General features: G+C 41.0%; 13 protein-coding genes. 7 read left to right on the top strand and 6 right to left on the bottom strand.

Features of this window, described 5'->3' with window-relative positions; translation table 11 throughout:
* Window positions 1-2 precede the first annotated feature (2 nt).
* The 3 genes from gspD to G4Y78_RS19355 all read left to right on the top strand — a co-directional run bounded on the left by gspD (window position 3) and on the right by G4Y78_RS19355 (window position 5,127).
* On the top strand, window positions 3-2,417 hold the full coding sequence (gene gspD / locus G4Y78_RS19345; RefSeq protein WP_163834580.1) for a type II secretion system secretin GspD: 2,415 nt from the start codon (window positions 3-5) through the stop codon (window positions 2,415-2,417).
* A gap of 202 nt (window positions 2,418-2,619) precedes the next feature.
* The gene (locus G4Y78_RS19350; RefSeq protein WP_163834581.1) at window positions 2,620-3,540 is read left to right on the top strand and encodes a DMT family transporter; all 921 of its coding nucleotides are present in this window, start codon (window positions 2,620-2,622) and stop codon (window positions 3,538-3,540) included.
* Window positions 3,541-3,720: 180 nt separating this feature from the next.
* Complete coding sequence (locus tag G4Y78_RS19355) at window positions 3,721-5,127, top strand: TIGR03013 family XrtA/PEP-CTERM system glycosyltransferase (protein ID WP_163834582.1); 1,407 nt, start codon at window positions 3,721-3,723, stop codon at window positions 5,125-5,127.
* A gap of 88 nt (window positions 5,128-5,215) precedes the next feature.
* Here G4Y78_RS19355 and G4Y78_RS19360 read toward each other — a convergent pair whose 3' ends face one another.
* A complete protein-coding gene (locus G4Y78_RS19360; protein WP_163834583.1) occupies window positions 5,216-5,551 on the bottom strand; it encodes a hypothetical protein in 336 nt (111 codons plus the stop codon).
* Between the two features lie 171 nt (window positions 5,552-5,722).
* Between G4Y78_RS19360 and G4Y78_RS19365 the strand changes: the two genes are divergently transcribed.
* A complete protein-coding gene (locus G4Y78_RS19365; RefSeq protein WP_163834584.1) occupies window positions 5,723-5,962 on the top strand; it encodes a hypothetical protein in 240 nt (79 codons plus the stop codon).
* A gap of 22 nt (window positions 5,963-5,984) precedes the next feature.
* Here the strand turns inward: G4Y78_RS19365 and G4Y78_RS19370 are convergent, their stop codons facing one another.
* Window positions 5,985-6,776 (bottom strand): S1C family serine protease, encoded by a 792-nt coding sequence (locus G4Y78_RS19370; RefSeq protein WP_222937538.1) that lies wholly within the window; start codon window positions 6,774-6,776, stop codon window positions 5,985-5,987.
* Window positions 6,777-6,918: 142 nt separating this feature from the next.
* On the opposite strand from G4Y78_RS19370, the gene G4Y78_RS19375 reads away from it, so the two are divergent.
* Both G4Y78_RS19375 and G4Y78_RS19380 read left to right on the top strand, forming a co-directional pair.
* Window positions 6,919-8,493, top strand: coding sequence for an acyl-CoA ligase (AMP-forming), exosortase A system-associated (locus G4Y78_RS19375; protein ID WP_163834585.1), 1,575 nt, complete (start codon window positions 6,919-6,921; stop codon window positions 8,491-8,493).
* A gap of 27 nt (window positions 8,494-8,520) precedes the next feature.
* The gene (locus G4Y78_RS19380; protein ID WP_163834586.1) at window positions 8,521-9,756 is read left to right on the top strand and encodes a pyridoxal-dependent decarboxylase, exosortase A system-associated; all 1,236 of its coding nucleotides are present in this window, start codon (window positions 8,521-8,523) and stop codon (window positions 9,754-9,756) included.
* Window positions 9,757-9,863: 107 nt separating this feature from the next.
* Here G4Y78_RS19380 and G4Y78_RS19385 read toward each other — a convergent pair whose 3' ends face one another.
* From G4Y78_RS19385 to G4Y78_RS19400, 4 genes are all read right to left on the bottom strand, one after another.
* Entirely contained in the window at window positions 9,864-12,278 is a 2,415-nt protein-coding gene (locus G4Y78_RS19385; protein ID WP_163834587.1) for a heparinase II/III family protein, read from the bottom strand.
* Window positions 12,279-12,380: 102 nt separating this feature from the next.
* The gene (locus G4Y78_RS19390) at window positions 12,381-13,274 is read right to left on the bottom strand and encodes a hydrolase 1, exosortase A system-associated (protein ID WP_222937539.1); all 894 of its coding nucleotides are present in this window, start codon (window positions 13,272-13,274) and stop codon (window positions 12,381-12,383) included.
* A 29-nt stretch (window positions 13,275-13,303) separates the two neighbouring features.
* Window positions 13,304-14,179 carry a hydrolase 2, exosortase A system-associated gene (locus tag G4Y78_RS19395; protein WP_163834588.1) on the bottom strand — a complete coding sequence of 292 codons (876 nt, stop codon included), beginning with the start codon at window positions 14,177-14,179 and terminating at the stop codon, window positions 13,304-13,306.
* Window positions 14,180-14,188: 9 nt separating this feature from the next.
* Window positions 14,189-14,434, bottom strand: a complete 246-nt coding sequence (locus G4Y78_RS19400) for an acyl carrier protein (protein WP_163834589.1) — start codon at window positions 14,432-14,434, stop codon at window positions 14,189-14,191.
* Between the two features lie 140 nt (window positions 14,435-14,574).
* Here G4Y78_RS19400 and G4Y78_RS19405 point away from each other — a divergent pair, with 140 nt between their 5' ends.
* The gene (locus G4Y78_RS19405; RefSeq protein ID WP_163834590.1) at window positions 14,575-15,300 is read left to right on the top strand and encodes a GNAT family N-acetyltransferase; all 726 of its coding nucleotides are present in this window, start codon (window positions 14,575-14,577) and stop codon (window positions 15,298-15,300) included.
* Window positions 15,301-15,328: the final 28 nt, after the last annotated feature.

A 15,328-nucleotide genomic window follows, 5' to 3' on the forward strand; every position in this document is an offset into this window, starting at 1 on the left:
ATATGCTAAATGCCTTAACGAAAGCAGCCACTTACCAGGATAATAAGCAGGATTCTTGGAATAATAATCACATGTCTTACCAACAACAACGCTTTACTATGGCCAGATTAACCAAACTTTTTCATGCTTCAGTACTTTGTCTGTGCTTTTCAGTTACTCCATTTACATTAGCTGAAACAAGTACTGATAGTGGTAAACGCTGGACCATTAACCAAAAAAACGCTGATATAAGAGAGTTCATTGCCCAGGTCGCCTCTATTACAGGAGAAACAATTATTGTCGACCCACGTATCAAAGGGCCCAATAATGTAACGGTGGTATCTGCTTCACCCCTTTCCAAGGAAGAAATTTACGATGTATTTCTTTCAGTGTTACATGCCAATGGCTTTACCGCTGTACCTAATGGCAAAACCATTAATATAGTACCCACTAACAAAGCAAAAAGTGATGTACCTATTTTTAATGGCAAATCTGGCCCTCGCAGTGGGCATATGATTACTAAAGTCGTCCCTCTGGTTAACTTATCAGCAGTAGAGCTGATTCCAGTCATTCGCCCCTTAATTCCACAGTATGGTCATGCAGCTGCTATCGCATCGAGCAACTCGATCATCATCAGCGACCATAGTGCTAACGTAAAACGATTAGCAAAGCTTATTAGAGAAATGGATTTAGCTGAAGATGCTGAACATGATGTTATTAAGTTGGAGCATGCCTGGGTGGGGGATGTGGTTAAGATCATCAAGGAAGGATTGTTTGGCAACCAAAAGCAGCGTAACCCAGCTGGTCAAATTATTGCCGATGAACGTACCAACCGGCTAATTGTTACAGGCAAACCATCTTTTCGTAGCCAGGTTAAGCGAATGGCTAGATCAATGGACATAGAAGCTGATAGCGCGTCTTCAACTCGAGTCATTCACTTACGTCATGCAGATGCAAAAAACCTTGCAGAAGCTCTCTCTGAGCTATCTAAGTCGCTAACCATTCAATCGGGTAAAGATAAAAAAGATGCCAAACAGTCCATCATAAAAGCTGATGAGTCTCAAAATGCCCTGATCATTGCCGCTGAGCCAGAAATGATCCGAGAACTAGAAAATATCGTCAGACAACTAGATGTTCGCCGAGCTCAAGTATTGATTGAGTCAGCAATCGTTGAGGTTTCTGGAGACATATCTGAGCAACTGGGTATCCAATGGGGTATTGCAGGCAAAGATACCAAAACAGGTGGTGGAGATAATGGTGGCTCTGCAATTAGCTCTATTATTGGTGCAGCTGTTGATAATTCAAAGATCCCTATTGGTCAAGTCGCCTTACGTAATAGCAACTTTGGGATATTACTTAATGCTATTACCCAACAAAGCAATAGCAACTTGCTATCAACGCCTAGCCTAATGACCATGGACAATGAAGAAGCCGAAATTTTGGTAGGGCAAGAAGTGCCTTTCCAAACGGGCTCTTATACCACAAACTCCAACGGAGCAAACAACCCTTTCACCACTGTTGAGCGTAAAGATGTTGGCCTAAAATTAAAAGTTACGCCACATATTAATGAAGGCGACACTATGCGCCTAGAAATCGATCAGGAAATATCTAATGTCATTACCTCAGCAGAGAGTAGTAACAATCTTAACCAGGTAACCAGTAAGCGACAAATCAAAAGTACAATTCTTGTAGATGACTCAAAAATTATTGTTTTAGGGGGGCTTTTACAAGATGACGTTGTTCAAGGTGAATCGTCTGTTCCTATATTGAGTAGCATTCCCTTAGTTGGTCGCTTGTTTGAAAATGACAATAATTCTCATAAAAAGCGAAATCTAATGGTATTTATCAAGCCCACAATTATTCGCAATGCGAATGAAGTGAATGGGTTAACTCGAGATAAATACTCAAGTATCAAACTAATCAAAAGTGCAGTAGACAAACGTACAGAAAAATACGATGTTGAACGAGCCAGGCCTGATGATGCCAATAAGCTGTTTACAGCAACACCTCATACCAATGCACAAAAATCGCTTCGCCCAGTTACTACAAGCAACACTTCTGAAAGCTATGGGTCACGCAGCACACAACCAACGACTTACAGTAAACCTGCTGTGTCCCTGCCAACTAATACCTATACCCGCCCTACTAGCGCAGTTGCCAGCACCTCAACATCAGCGCCTGTCGGCACTGCTCGTTGGGCAATTCAACTAGCATCATATAAATCAGCTGCCGCTGCTGACCAAGCGATTAGTAATATTCAAAAGCGCCATGGCCAGCTATTAAACGGCCTGCAACCTAAAGTGAAGTCAGCTAATTATGGAAAACGGGGCACTTATTACCGAGTGTTATTTACAGGCATTCAAAGCCAATCAACTGCTATGGATATCTGTCGCAAGTTAAAAGCAGTCAAGCAAGGCTGTTTAGATACTCGACAATAGCAGCTTCATACAGTGACAAACAACAAACATTTGGCTTTATCACCTATCATGCGCTGACACTAACTAGTGTCAGCGTTCTTCCTATTCCTCCCCTATACTTCCTTAAGTCAGCTATTACCCACTTGTTGATTATGTAAGCTAAAAACTATCTAATAGCAGCCTCTGAATTTGCTGTCATAAACCTTTAAGTTGCTGCATCTCTATGAACATAACAAATCAAAGCACACCATGGTTTGCTTACAGTATTTTAGTTTTAGCCATGCTGCTTTGGGGTAGCTCATTTATTGCGCTAAAAATAGCCTTTAGTTATTACTCTATGTGGCTGGTAGTTTTTGCTCGAATGCTTATTGCTACTCTTTGCTTTCTGGCCTGCTTTCGCCGAATTTCATTTCGTCATTATCAGCAAGGGGATCTTAAACTATTGATTATGATGGTTTTGTGTGAACCTTGCCTTTACTTCATTTTTGAAAGCCTTGCCCTTGAATATACCAGTGCCGCTCAAGCAGGTGCTGTCACTGCGCTGTACCCAGCCCTTGTTACGATAGGCGCTTGGTTTGCTTTAAAAGAAAAACCATCCAAACAATTGCTTACAGGGTTAGTGATTGCATTTGTAGGAGCCCTTTGGTTAACTTTTTTATCAGAAGCGAATGAGCATGCAGCCAATCCTTTGCTGGGTAATTCTTTAGAGCTTATCGCTATGATTCTTGCTGCTCTTTATACCATAGTACTGAAAAAACTGGTTTTTCGTTATAGTGCTATAACACTAACAGCAGTCCAATCCATTGCAGGTACGCTATTTTTTCTGCCTTTCGCTTTAAGAAATGAACTACCAACACAAATTGAATTAGAACCAACCCTAGCTATTATTTATCTGGGTAGTATCGTCACATGTGGAGCATATGGCCTCTACAACTATGGAGTCAGTCAATTATCAGCCAACAAAGCATCAACATTTGTTAACTTAATTCCTGTTTTTACTGTCATTTTAGCTGCCCTTATTTTAGACGAATGGCTAACATCAGAGCAGTTGATGGCGGTCACTTTAATATTAACTGGTGTTATCATTGGCCAGCAGAAATGGCAGCTAAAAGTAAGAAGGAACTCAGAGGCTGATTTAACTTAAGTCTTGTTATAACTAAAAAACATTAAATATGTTGAAGTAATTAACTGACTTAAATGACTTCTTATAATAAATTAGCGCGCTAGTTGGTTTTATAGGGGGACGTGCCTCTTTACAAGGATGCAGAAGCCATTAACGTGCACACGGAAAACCATTACCACACTAAGGATAAAGGGAGTTTCAGTGAGCAGTATTCGCATTTTCAAACACCATATCAGAGTACCTTACTTATTATTAGGGCTACTTGAACTTTGCGCCTTTATTGCCTCAACCTACATCGGTACTTTGATACGTTTTGGCACAATGGATCCTACCGGCCAAGACCCTGCCAGCCCTTTAATTATTCGCGCATTAGTGGTTGGTGCTGCATTCATTATTAGCATGGTTGCTATGGGCCTCTACCAGGCTCGATTAAGAGAAGGCCTCACAGGCATGCTGATTCGCTCAGCTATTAGCTTTGTCCTTGGCAGCATCATTCTCTCTCTTTGTTTTTTCCTTTTTCCCACATTACTCATTGGTCGCGGTGTTTTTATCGTCACGATTACCATTGCATTTTTAAGTATTGCCTGCATTCGCTGGTGCTTTACCAGGCTTGTAGATGAAAAAATCTTAAAGCGGCGAGTCTTGGTATTGGGCGCAGGCAGAAGAGCAAATAACATTTGCCAGCGATTACGCCGCAAAAGCGATCGTCGCGGTTTTACTATCATTGGCTTTATGCACATAGCTAATGAAGCAGATGCAGTCGTTAATGAAGCTATCATCCATCACCAAGGATCGTTACTAGAATATGCAGTCGACAATAGAATCGATGAAATTGTCGTGGCGGTTGATGATCGCCGGAAAAACTTCCCTATCAATGAACTATTAGACTGCAAGTTAAGCGGCATTGAAGTTGTTGATATCCTAACTTTCTTTGAAAGAGAAACAGGAAAAATTGAGCTTGAGCTGCTCCACCCCAGCTGGATGGTTTTTTCTGACGGCTTTAGTCAAAGCAACCTAAGAACCTATTCCGAGCGTTTGTTTGATATTGTTACCAGCCTCGCCCTCCTTTGCTTTGCCTGGCCTTTAATGGCCTTTGCAGTGATCGGTATCTGGCTGGAAGAGGGATTAAAAGCCCCTATTTTTTACCGCCAACACCGTGTTGGCCTTAATGGTAAAGTATTTGATGTACTCAAATTTCGCAGCATGCGGATTGATGCAGAAAAAAGTGGTAAAGCACAATGGGCCACCCAAAATGATCCTCGTATAACTCGAACCGGCCGGATCATTCGTAAATATCGAATTGATGAGTTACCACAAATCCTCAATGTCCTGAAAGGAGACATGGGCTTTGTTGGCCCTAGACCAGAGCGCCCTGAGTTTGTAGCTAACTTAAAAGAAAAAATTTCTTACTACGACGAGCGCCATCGTATCAAGCCAGGTATTGCAGGTTGGGCACAGCTTTGTTACCCCTATGGTGCTTCAGATAATGATGCCAGACACAAACTAGAATATGACCTTTATTATGTAAAAAATCACAGCCTGTTTTTGGATATCTTAATTTTAATTCAAACCGTTGAAGTTATTTTATTTGGAAAGGGAGCCCGCTAGTCGGCTCAGCTCCCTTTTTATTCTTATTTTTGTTTCTAGCCCTACATACATACAGTTTACGTATTTGTATAAGTAGAATAACTTGCTACTAAAAGCCGAGTCGTTTGCTAAACCTTACTGGCTTCCCCTTATTAGTAGAAATTTGAACACAACGATCATCCCATAGTTCAATCATCCTAAAGTCCTTCACATTAGTAACCTCTAGCCCAGCTAAACCATGTTCAGTTAACCATTTTTCAACATAGGGAAGATATTCAGGAACAGAAGCTCTTGCTGTAAATATTTTTACTTCCTGTCCCTGCAGTACCCAATTTTTCACGCGATCCAGCATCGGTTTGATTGGCTCACCAATGTGCTCTGGGCCTCGCCATTTATCATAGTGTGCCAAGGTGCCATCTAAATCGACCCCAATCCATCCAGGCATAAGCCCCCTCAACTGTTTGAATGTCACAAAAGCGTCAAAAAATATTACAGCTTAATTTAGCATGAGGGCTAATAATAAATATAACCGTTTGATAATCAATCAAATTGATGGGTAAGGCTCACATTTTGCTAAAAATGTTCAGTATTAAAATATAAAATGAGGGGTGCGCCAATGACGAGTATATGGCTGCTACTCATCACGATTGCCATTATTGGCTGTATGGCAATCATTGTTTTCACCAGTGCTGCTAAACGTTACTCTGCAAATAAGCCTGTAACCTGTTGGCAACATAACAAACACTACGATCGTCGTAAAAACCAAAAACCTATTTACTACCCGTTTACTGATTCAGAAGGCAACTTAGTCACTTCAAATAGAAGAAACCATAAAGAAAGACGGCTTACCCCTTGATAATGAAGGTGCTAGTTTCTTATTAAGGTTTAATTAGTGCCTTTACATATTTAATTGGAATCGCGTAAGTAATTCCACTTGGTTTTTCTAAAACCGACTCTTTTGTTTGCTTAACAAATACTTTATTTACAATTCCAATCACTTCACCGGTTGTCGCTAAAAATACTGGACTGCCACTATTGCCCGGATAAGCCGTCGCATCCAGTTGAAAAACATTATATGGGCTTCGCAACCGTTGAATATGCGTTATATCTAACTCTTTTGCAGAAGCAACAGGAATAGCCACTGGGGTAATACTGGCCACAATACCATGGTGGGTCGCAGGATATAAACCTAACACCAGCCCTATGGGATAACCAGTAAAAGCTATTTTATCGCCCTCTCTCACTTGACTGGAATCCCCTAATGTTAAAGGTTTTAATGTTGTTCCTTTAAGTCGTAGCAATGCTAAGTCATGAGCCTCATCAGCTTTAAAAACCCTCGCTTCCCTCATTGATGGCTTTCTACCTTGCCCATAAAGTACAACCAAACGTTCTTTTTTAGCCAGATTCAGTTTAGCTGGTATAACATGTGCGTTGGTCACCACATGATACCCATCATCAACAACAAACCCAGTACCTAATAAGTTGACTGGAGGGCTTCTAGTTGGCAAATAAGTTGCCACCCCTACAACACTTGGCTTGATTTGTTGTATAGAATCAGCTAATGATTTAGCAAAACTATTTGGTACGATGATAGTTAATACTAAAATGAACCAGCTACTAATTTTAGAATACCTTGAATTACTCCACATCACCATTAAGATTCCATTCACTCATAAAACCAAAAAATCATAATATTAATTAATAGTCATTGTCATCATACAGAGCACTCGAAAATCTAAGATTAACAACAACTGTTGACGTTTTTTATAATGAGTTAATAACGTTCAAACAACTTAAGGACGAGCTATTGCAATGAGCCTACTTTTACACGAAATAGCCATCAAACAAAACACTACCACACCTGAAGCATCAGCCATAGGTTACAAAGATATTACTTACACCTACCAGGAAGTAGTTGATAGCATCTGGCAAGTAGCCAATGGCTTAATGAATCTAGGGCTAAGCCGCCATGAGCGGGTGGCAATTTACTTACCTAAATTACCAGAGGCAGTATTCAGTATGATGGGAGCATCAGCTGCTGGTGGCGTATTTGTTCCTGTTAATCCCATACTCAAACCCGAGCAAGTCCGTTATATTTTGCAAGACTGTAATGTTCGAGTATTAATCACTAATGCCGCCCGATTAAAACAATTAACCCCCGAGTTATCTCAATGCCATGATCTAAGACAAGTGGTGTTGATTGATGAATCAACCACCGAGCAAAGTAGCCCACAACCAGTTATATCATGGCAAGCGCTATTAGATTGCTCCTCACAGCAGTTTTCGACTGATGCTATCGATATGGATATGGCTGCTATTTTGTATACTTCGGGTAGTACTGGGCGTCCTAAAGGTGTCGTATTATCCCACCGCAATATGGTAACAGGCGCCCATAGCGTCGCAGCCTATTTGGAAAATCACCCTCAAGATAAAATTTTAGCGGTACTGCCTTTTAGTTTCGATTATGGGCTCAGCCAACTGACCACAGCTTTTTCTGTGGGTGCTTGCTGTTATCTGATGGATTATTTATTACCAAGGGATGTCATCAAAGCCGTTAATAAATATCAAATTACCGGCCTGGCGGCGGTCCCCCCCTTATGGGTGCAACTGGCAGACTTACCCTGGCCAACTGAAACCTCCAGTCACCTACGTTATATTACCAACTCTGGTGGAGCCATGCCTACCGCTACTCTTGAGAAGCTACAGCATCAATTGCCAAAAACTGCACCTTATCTGATGTATGGTTTAACCGAAGCGTTTCGCTCCAGTTACCTCCCCCCCAGTGAGCTGGCAAAACGACCTACTTCGATGGGTAAAGCAATCCCTAACACTGAATTATTAGTTATTAATGAAGCTGGAGAAATATGTGAGGCCAATGAGCCTGGCGAATTAGTCCATCGTGGGAGCCTGGTCGCACTGGGCTATTGGAATGATCAAACCAGAACCAAAGAGCGTTTTAAACCAGCACCGAACCCAGTTAATGGGATTCCCACCCCAGAGCTTGCAGTATGGTCTGGGGATCTGGTCAAAAAAGACGAAGAAGGCTTTTTATATTTTATTGGACGCAATGATGACATGATCAAAACCTCAGGCTATCGAGTTAGTCCTACTGAAGTTGAAGAAGTAGTTTATGCTTCTAACTTAGTAGCAGAGGTAGCCGCATTAGGTATTCCTCATTTGCAATTAGGCCAGGCAATTGTCCTAGCGGTGACAGCCAAGCCAGAAACGTCAATTGATGAAACAGCCATTATTAATCTATGTAAGCAAAAATTACCGAACTTTATGATTCCGCAAAAAATCGTCAGTTATCAAACACTGCCAAGGAATCCCAATGGTAAAATTGACCGTAAAGCATTAGTCAGTGGCTTGCCCGGCTTATTCGAATAAAAGTTAAGATTATACAACGAGTAGATTATGCAAAATAAACCTATTCATGCACCGTTAAAAGGTTTTACGATCGACGACAACTGTTTACAGGTAGCAGGTAAACCCCTCTCGCAAATTACTAAAATCGTGAGTAGTACCCCCTTTTACTGCTATGACCGGCAACTGCTTAACCATCGGGTTAACCAGTTAAAACAAGCGCTGCCTGAACCAATCAAGCTTCACTACGCGATTAAAGCGAATCCAATGCCCGCTGTTGTTGATCACATGGCAACCCTGGTTGATGGTCTGGATGTCGCTTCTATCAAGGAATTACATACGGCGCTAAACAGCGGAATGAATAGCAGCAACATTAGTTTTGCAGGCCCTGGTAAGACTGACCAAGAACTAGCAGCGGCGATTGCCGCCTCAATCACGATTAATGTTGAGTCAATGGGAGAATTAAAACGAATTGAAAAAGTCGGTCAGCAACTCAAACTTAAACCTAACATCGCCTTTCGGGTCAACCCCAACTATGAGCTAAAAACATCCGGGATGAAAATGTCAGGTGGCCCCAAACAGTTTGGAATTGATGCAGAACAGCTACCAGCAATTCTCAATCAACTTAATACAGGTCAAGTTAATCTACAAGGTTTTCATATTTTTTCAGGCTCACAAAATTTAAAAGTAGAAGCACTGATTGAAGCTCATAATAAAACCTTTGCATTAGCAGCTGAATTAGCTGCTGTTTCTCCCAACCCATTAATGAAATTAAATATTGGTGGTGGTTTTGGGATCCCCTACTTTCCTGGTGAAGCTGACTTGGATTTATCACCCGTCTGTCAAAACCTTTCACAGTTGATTGTCCAATATCACTCATCATCGTTGAATAATTGTGAGTTAATCATTGAGCTAGGCCGTTACCTAGTAGGTGAAGCAGGTATTTATGTCTCGGAAGTCATTGATATTAAGCAGTCTCGTGGCCAAACGTTTTTAGTGACCAATGGTGGGCTCCATCATCACTTAGCTAATTCTGGTAATTTTGGCCAAGTTATTCGCAAAAACTACCCGGTTTATTTAGGCAATAAAATGAGTGAAGCTAACTATGAACCGGTCCAAATTGTCGGCCCATTATGCACGCCACTTGATATTTTAGGCGATAAAGTCATGCTCCCTAAAGCAGACATTGGCGATCTGGTTGTCATTACTCAATCAGGTGCTTATGGCCCCACGGCAAGCCCTTCTGAATTTTTGAGTCACCCACCAGTAAAAGAAATTTTACTTTAATATACTTTTCGTGAATTACTATAGGATACCCCTAAATTAAGCGCTTACACTGGCTGTTTTCATAACCAGTGCAAGCTGCAAATATTGCAGGTAAGTCCTTTTACTGGCTATCCCTTAGTTGATAACTTTTTTAGCAGGCCTATATGCACTTGCATTGTTTGTGATGGAATTTTCATCACAGCTGTACCTTGCAAATTAGCTGCAATTTTTTGAGCAGACAACTGCTTTCCTTTTACTTCTAATTGTTGTTTAGGGGCCAACCCAACGATGTAGATTTTTTTAAGTGGTGCTTCCCAGTCTAAATCCAGTTGATTAATGTTCGCATCCGCTAAAAACACTACAACTGTAGACTTCAAGCGGACAGCATAATAGTTTTGTTCTGCTTTTAGGATAGTAATATCACTTTGATTTAACTTTTTTGTATCCAACCGGGGAGTTAAGGCAACCAAAAAATGTTCAACTGACTGTGATGCTGTTGAGGCTAACTCTAAACGCCAAAAACCAGGATCAAACCACTTTTTATTAGAGGCCCCTTTATCAAAATTAACACCATCCCAAGTATGGCCATTGCCATCAATATCCACATAATATCGATAGTCAGGCCCCCCAATCACATTTAACTTGCTGTTTGCAGGTAACAATTTTTTCAAAAAAAGTCGGCTATTTCCGTTAACAATGGTAGCTTCTGATGCATCCGAGGTCATAATACCATTATGAGTTTCACCTTGAACCAACTTCAACCCCTTAACTACAGGCTGATAGACACTATGTAAAAGCCATTTTTTAATATAAGCAGGGTTAGTTGTTGCAATGGTATCATGTACCAATAACTGATCTTGTTCTTGTAAGTAAAAAAGCTCACGGGTCACTTTACTCACTTTGCCAATGTCACCATTATCATCATACTCACTGTTATTGTAAGCACCGGTTAAGTCTGCATAGAGATAACTATAAGCTGATGATAAATCGGCTCTAGCAATAGTCCCCCCCTCTAAATGTTTACCTTTATAGAGGTTTTTATACCAATAACTCACAGAAGGAATAGAACTGCCAGTTGGTTGAACTAATCGCTGCCCTCCATCAGCAACATTTTTTTTAAAAAACCGGTTAGGCTGTACTGCCTCTCCAGGGCGCATAATTAATAGGGTGTTTTTAGCAACGGAGCGGATTGCATAATTAAGCCGATGAGGTGCATCATAACGACCATAAGTACTACTATTAATGGCTAATGGCGACTGTTTGTGAATTGTAAAATGTCCTGCATCATAATGACCATGATGACTAAACTGATGGCCTGCACGAAAACTAATCAAGGTATCTTGATCAGACCAGCCAGAACGAATATAAGCTTGGTTAAATCCTCCTTTGCCAAAAATATCAGCAACAGGCAACTTGCCTTGAGCAAAAACCAGTTGTTTTGATTTAACTGGCTGCTTTACCAACTGCGGATTATTAAATAAGCGAAAAGCCCATCGCCAACCATCATAATAACTTTGCCCTTGATGAACCTGGTACAAATATTCAGAATATTCAGCTAATTCCGTGTCCTGAGTTAACTGAGCAATAAAGTCAATATAAGGGCGGGAAACATCTTTTAAGTCAACTCGAGAACCTTCATCACCGATGCCTTCCACTTTGTCATCTGGACGAGTAGCATAAACAACCCAATGGCCTGCGCGCCGGATAATTTCACGAATTTTCTCCCCCTTTTGGCTATGCTGTAATCCATTGATATAAGCAGCTGATGCCAATGCAATGGGAATTGCCCGATTTTGTATCCAATAATTATAACCTTCCGGCCACGCTTCAGTTAAATCCAATGCAGCCATTAAATCCAGAAAATAAGCTTGGCTTTTCTTTAACAACTCCCGCCGATGATCACTACTATGATCCAATACCATAGCCACTAAAAAAGCTTGGGAAGCGACGGAGGCCCGGCCATGCCACATTGACAACCCATCATCGGCCAATAAATCCAGCAGTTCTTCAAGCTGTTTTTCTAATCGGTTTTCTATTTCTTCGCGATCTTCCTGACGAAAACCAGGATACGTACAAGCTAAATCATAAGCCAGCGCCAACTCCCAAGCATTACCATAATAGCCACTAGATCGAGGCGGCATTAAATAAAATTTAAACAAGCTTTTAACTAACTGTTCACCTATGGCTTTTTCCGGCTTAGTCACCCAACAGCCCGCATTAGCAAGTGCAGACTTATAAACACAAGGATTAACTGAGATAACTTTTCGCTTTCTAAACAGTGCCATCCGTTCTTGCAAAATAGGATGGACAGTCTTACCTTTCCAGTTTTGTAAAAAATTCAAAAATACTCGTGGATGGTCAGCAATGGGCTGACCATCAAGCTGGTGTTCGTCAAGATTAGTGGCAAGCTGTTTTACTGCAAACTCGGAAAGTTGCTTGGTCACCACTACTGCCGCTTTATCGTTTTTTGCCTGGGAACTAAGATGATGATCAACCTGAAGGCCACCATAGGCAGCCAGGCTAATTAATACTGAACCCAACATAAGCTTTTTTCTGCCACTTAGGAGATTCATAAAATTTTCGGTCACCATGCTACTGATTTAATGAACTACTTGATGTTTAGCTATACAACTACCATGCCGGGTTTAATAGTTAACCAACTCACCCACAATCCAATTAACTGTTTGCTGCTCTACTTGCTTCCGCCATCTGGCAGTTGAAAATGTATGATTGGCTTCTGCACAATGCCATTGGGTAACTGTCAGTTTCTTTAGCAACTGTCGCCATTGTGGTTGACTGTTGGTGAGTTGAATAAATTCTGCTGCAGTAAGATCATTTCCACTTAGCAGTAATAATGTTTTACCTGAAAATTTATCCCAACCATAATGCATTCTCTCAATAAAATGCGTTGGCTCTGCCAATTCATTTGAAGTGGTATTAGCTAGATCAACTTTCTTTGCTGACTTACGATTTGACAAAAGCTTTGTGATATTTTGATGAAAGTCCGTGGCTACCTTGGTTATCTTCAACTGGCCTCGAAACACTTTGCGCCAGAAGTTTTTATCCAATAGTCGAGACCAGTAGTAACTCTTTACATATACTTGAGCTAACCCAACGTCTGAACGTACCCAAGGGTTCGCCAATACCAAACCTTTCACTCTTGGATCTCGCCAACTGTAAAATAAAGCAGCTGATGCTGCATCACATAATCCCCACAATACGACATGTTGCAGTTTAGGCTGCTGTTTAAAAAACTCATCAATTGCTGCTTTTATGTCATCATTAATTGTCTCAAATCCTTGCAACTCCCCAGTGCTATCCCCCATGCCACGGTAATCAAAGCGCATGGTGGCAATGTTCTGCTTAGCTAACGCTCTGGCTAATAAGACAAATTGACGATGACTGCCTGTTTTCATTTGAGGGCCACCGACAATAATTAATACACCCACATCACCTGGCTCTTCCCCATGGTGAATTACGCCTATGAGCTTTTCATTTAAACAGGAAAAAATAACGGGCTGCTCGTTCATGATACTCATGATTCAACATTAAAATAAAATCAAAAAAATTAGCCTTCCAAGCTAGCAACTGGTTGCTTCAGTTCAGGTTTAGCGAGTAACTGAGATAAATAGTGAAGGCTCTGTTCAATAAATTCGTCACCTTTTGTTAACTCTTGGGTTGTCCAAAAAGGATCAGCGAAGATTTTTGCTTGGTAAACTTTATTATTATTTTGTTGCCATGCTGTAATCGTTTTTTGACTGGGTATAGAAAATGAAGCATTTGCATCACGCACTATTTCAAGCCAAATCACCTGAACTGTTGAGGGCAATAGCTGTTGGGTTAAATCCAATTGATCAATAGTGCTTGTTAATGGGTAAGGCAGTAAATATCCAGCTACTTCCAAACTGCCTTCTTTTTTGAGCTGCTCACGTAATAATTTAACCGTTTCACCCGTTTGCTCACCTAATAAATCAGCGGCCAAACGCATCCTTAAAAATTGTTGTAAAAAAGGTTGCCCTTTAATCACCGGTTGCCAAAGTAATAAATGAAAATTTACCGACTGTGACAATTGTTTAAGATAATCAACGGCTAAACTAGCACCTAGACGAAGCCCCCACAATACAATGGGTAACTGATCAGTCACTAGCCAGTCTACCACTGTTTGAATATCGTTAAGCCAACAGGGCCAATCGACCTCAACCAGCAAGCCCTCGCTATCCCCTGTCCCAGATAAATCAAACACTACTACCTGCCAACCTTGCTCTGCCATTAGCCTAGCTTGTTTACTGACAATATGGCGGGACTTATTCATCTCTTCAGCAAAAGCAGGTATATGAATAACATAACCCTGAGTGGGTGTTGTAGGGGGCGGCACATAATGCACCGCAAATAGCTGACCGATTTGACTTGAAATAAAATGTGGCGATATTTGAAGCCTATCCATGGCAATCAGCTAAGCTTTTGTTTGAACAAATTCACATAAACTACCTAGCGACTCAAAAACTTCAGCACTGATTTCATCATCATCAACAACAAACCCAAACTGCTCTTCCAATGCAGTGATAACAGTTACTACAGCCATTGAATCAAACTCCGGTATTGCTCCCAGTAGCGGTGTATCTTCATTAGCAGCTGACAACTGATCACCCAACTGTAGTTGGCTAACTAGAATTTGTTTCACATCATTAATCACATCCATTACCAATAACTCCTTGGTTTTTATATGCTATAGGGTATAAAAAACTGAGTGCTAGAATGTTAGCACCAACATTATTTTAAAAACATAATGTTTAACTATATTTTTTAACCATTTATCAGCGCTTACATCTGGGAAGATATATGCTCGTCAAGTTTCGTAAACTAACCCAGGAATTAGGTTGGCTAAACGGCTTACTTTATTTACTACATACCAGTTTAAACAAACTCACCATTGGTCGGTTCCGAATCATAAAGTACTATTTGTATTATCAACCTATCCCAGAGACACCGTTACTCCCACCCAATCGCGGGAAACAAATCGAGATTAAAACAATCACCGCTGATGACACAGGCTGTTTCGAGCACTTTCCTCGGCCCTTGACAGTAATCAAGCGCCGCTTTGCTGAACAAGGCCAATGCTTTGCTGCTTATCTTAAAGGTAACTTTGTAGGCTATATCTGGATTAGTCAAGTTGACTACCCAGAAGATGAAGTACGTTGCTTATTTTCCCCCCGCCCTGTAGAACAAACCGCCTGGGATTATGATGTTTACATTACCCCAGCGGCCCGACTTGGTTTTGCTTTTCCTAAACTATGGCAAAGTGTCAACGAGTATTTATCCCAGCAAGGAGTAAAATGGACCTTGTGCAGGATTTCAGCCTTTAATACAGGTTCTTTAGCCTCTCACCAACGTCTGGGTGCCACTCGAATGGGAGCTGTTACGTTTATTTGTATTGGCTCCTGGCAATTAATGCTAGCCAGCCATGCACCTTATATACACTTATCAATTAGCCAAAGGCATACACCACAACTGTTACTACCAATAAAATCGACTGAGTCATCTGTTGAACCTATTCAGCCATCTTAATCAGCCTCACAACTGAAAGGAAATAAAT

The organism is Spartinivicinus ruber (assembly GCF_011009015.1).
Lineage (GTDB): Bacteria > Pseudomonadota > Gammaproteobacteria > Pseudomonadales > Zooshikellaceae > Spartinivicinus > Spartinivicinus ruber.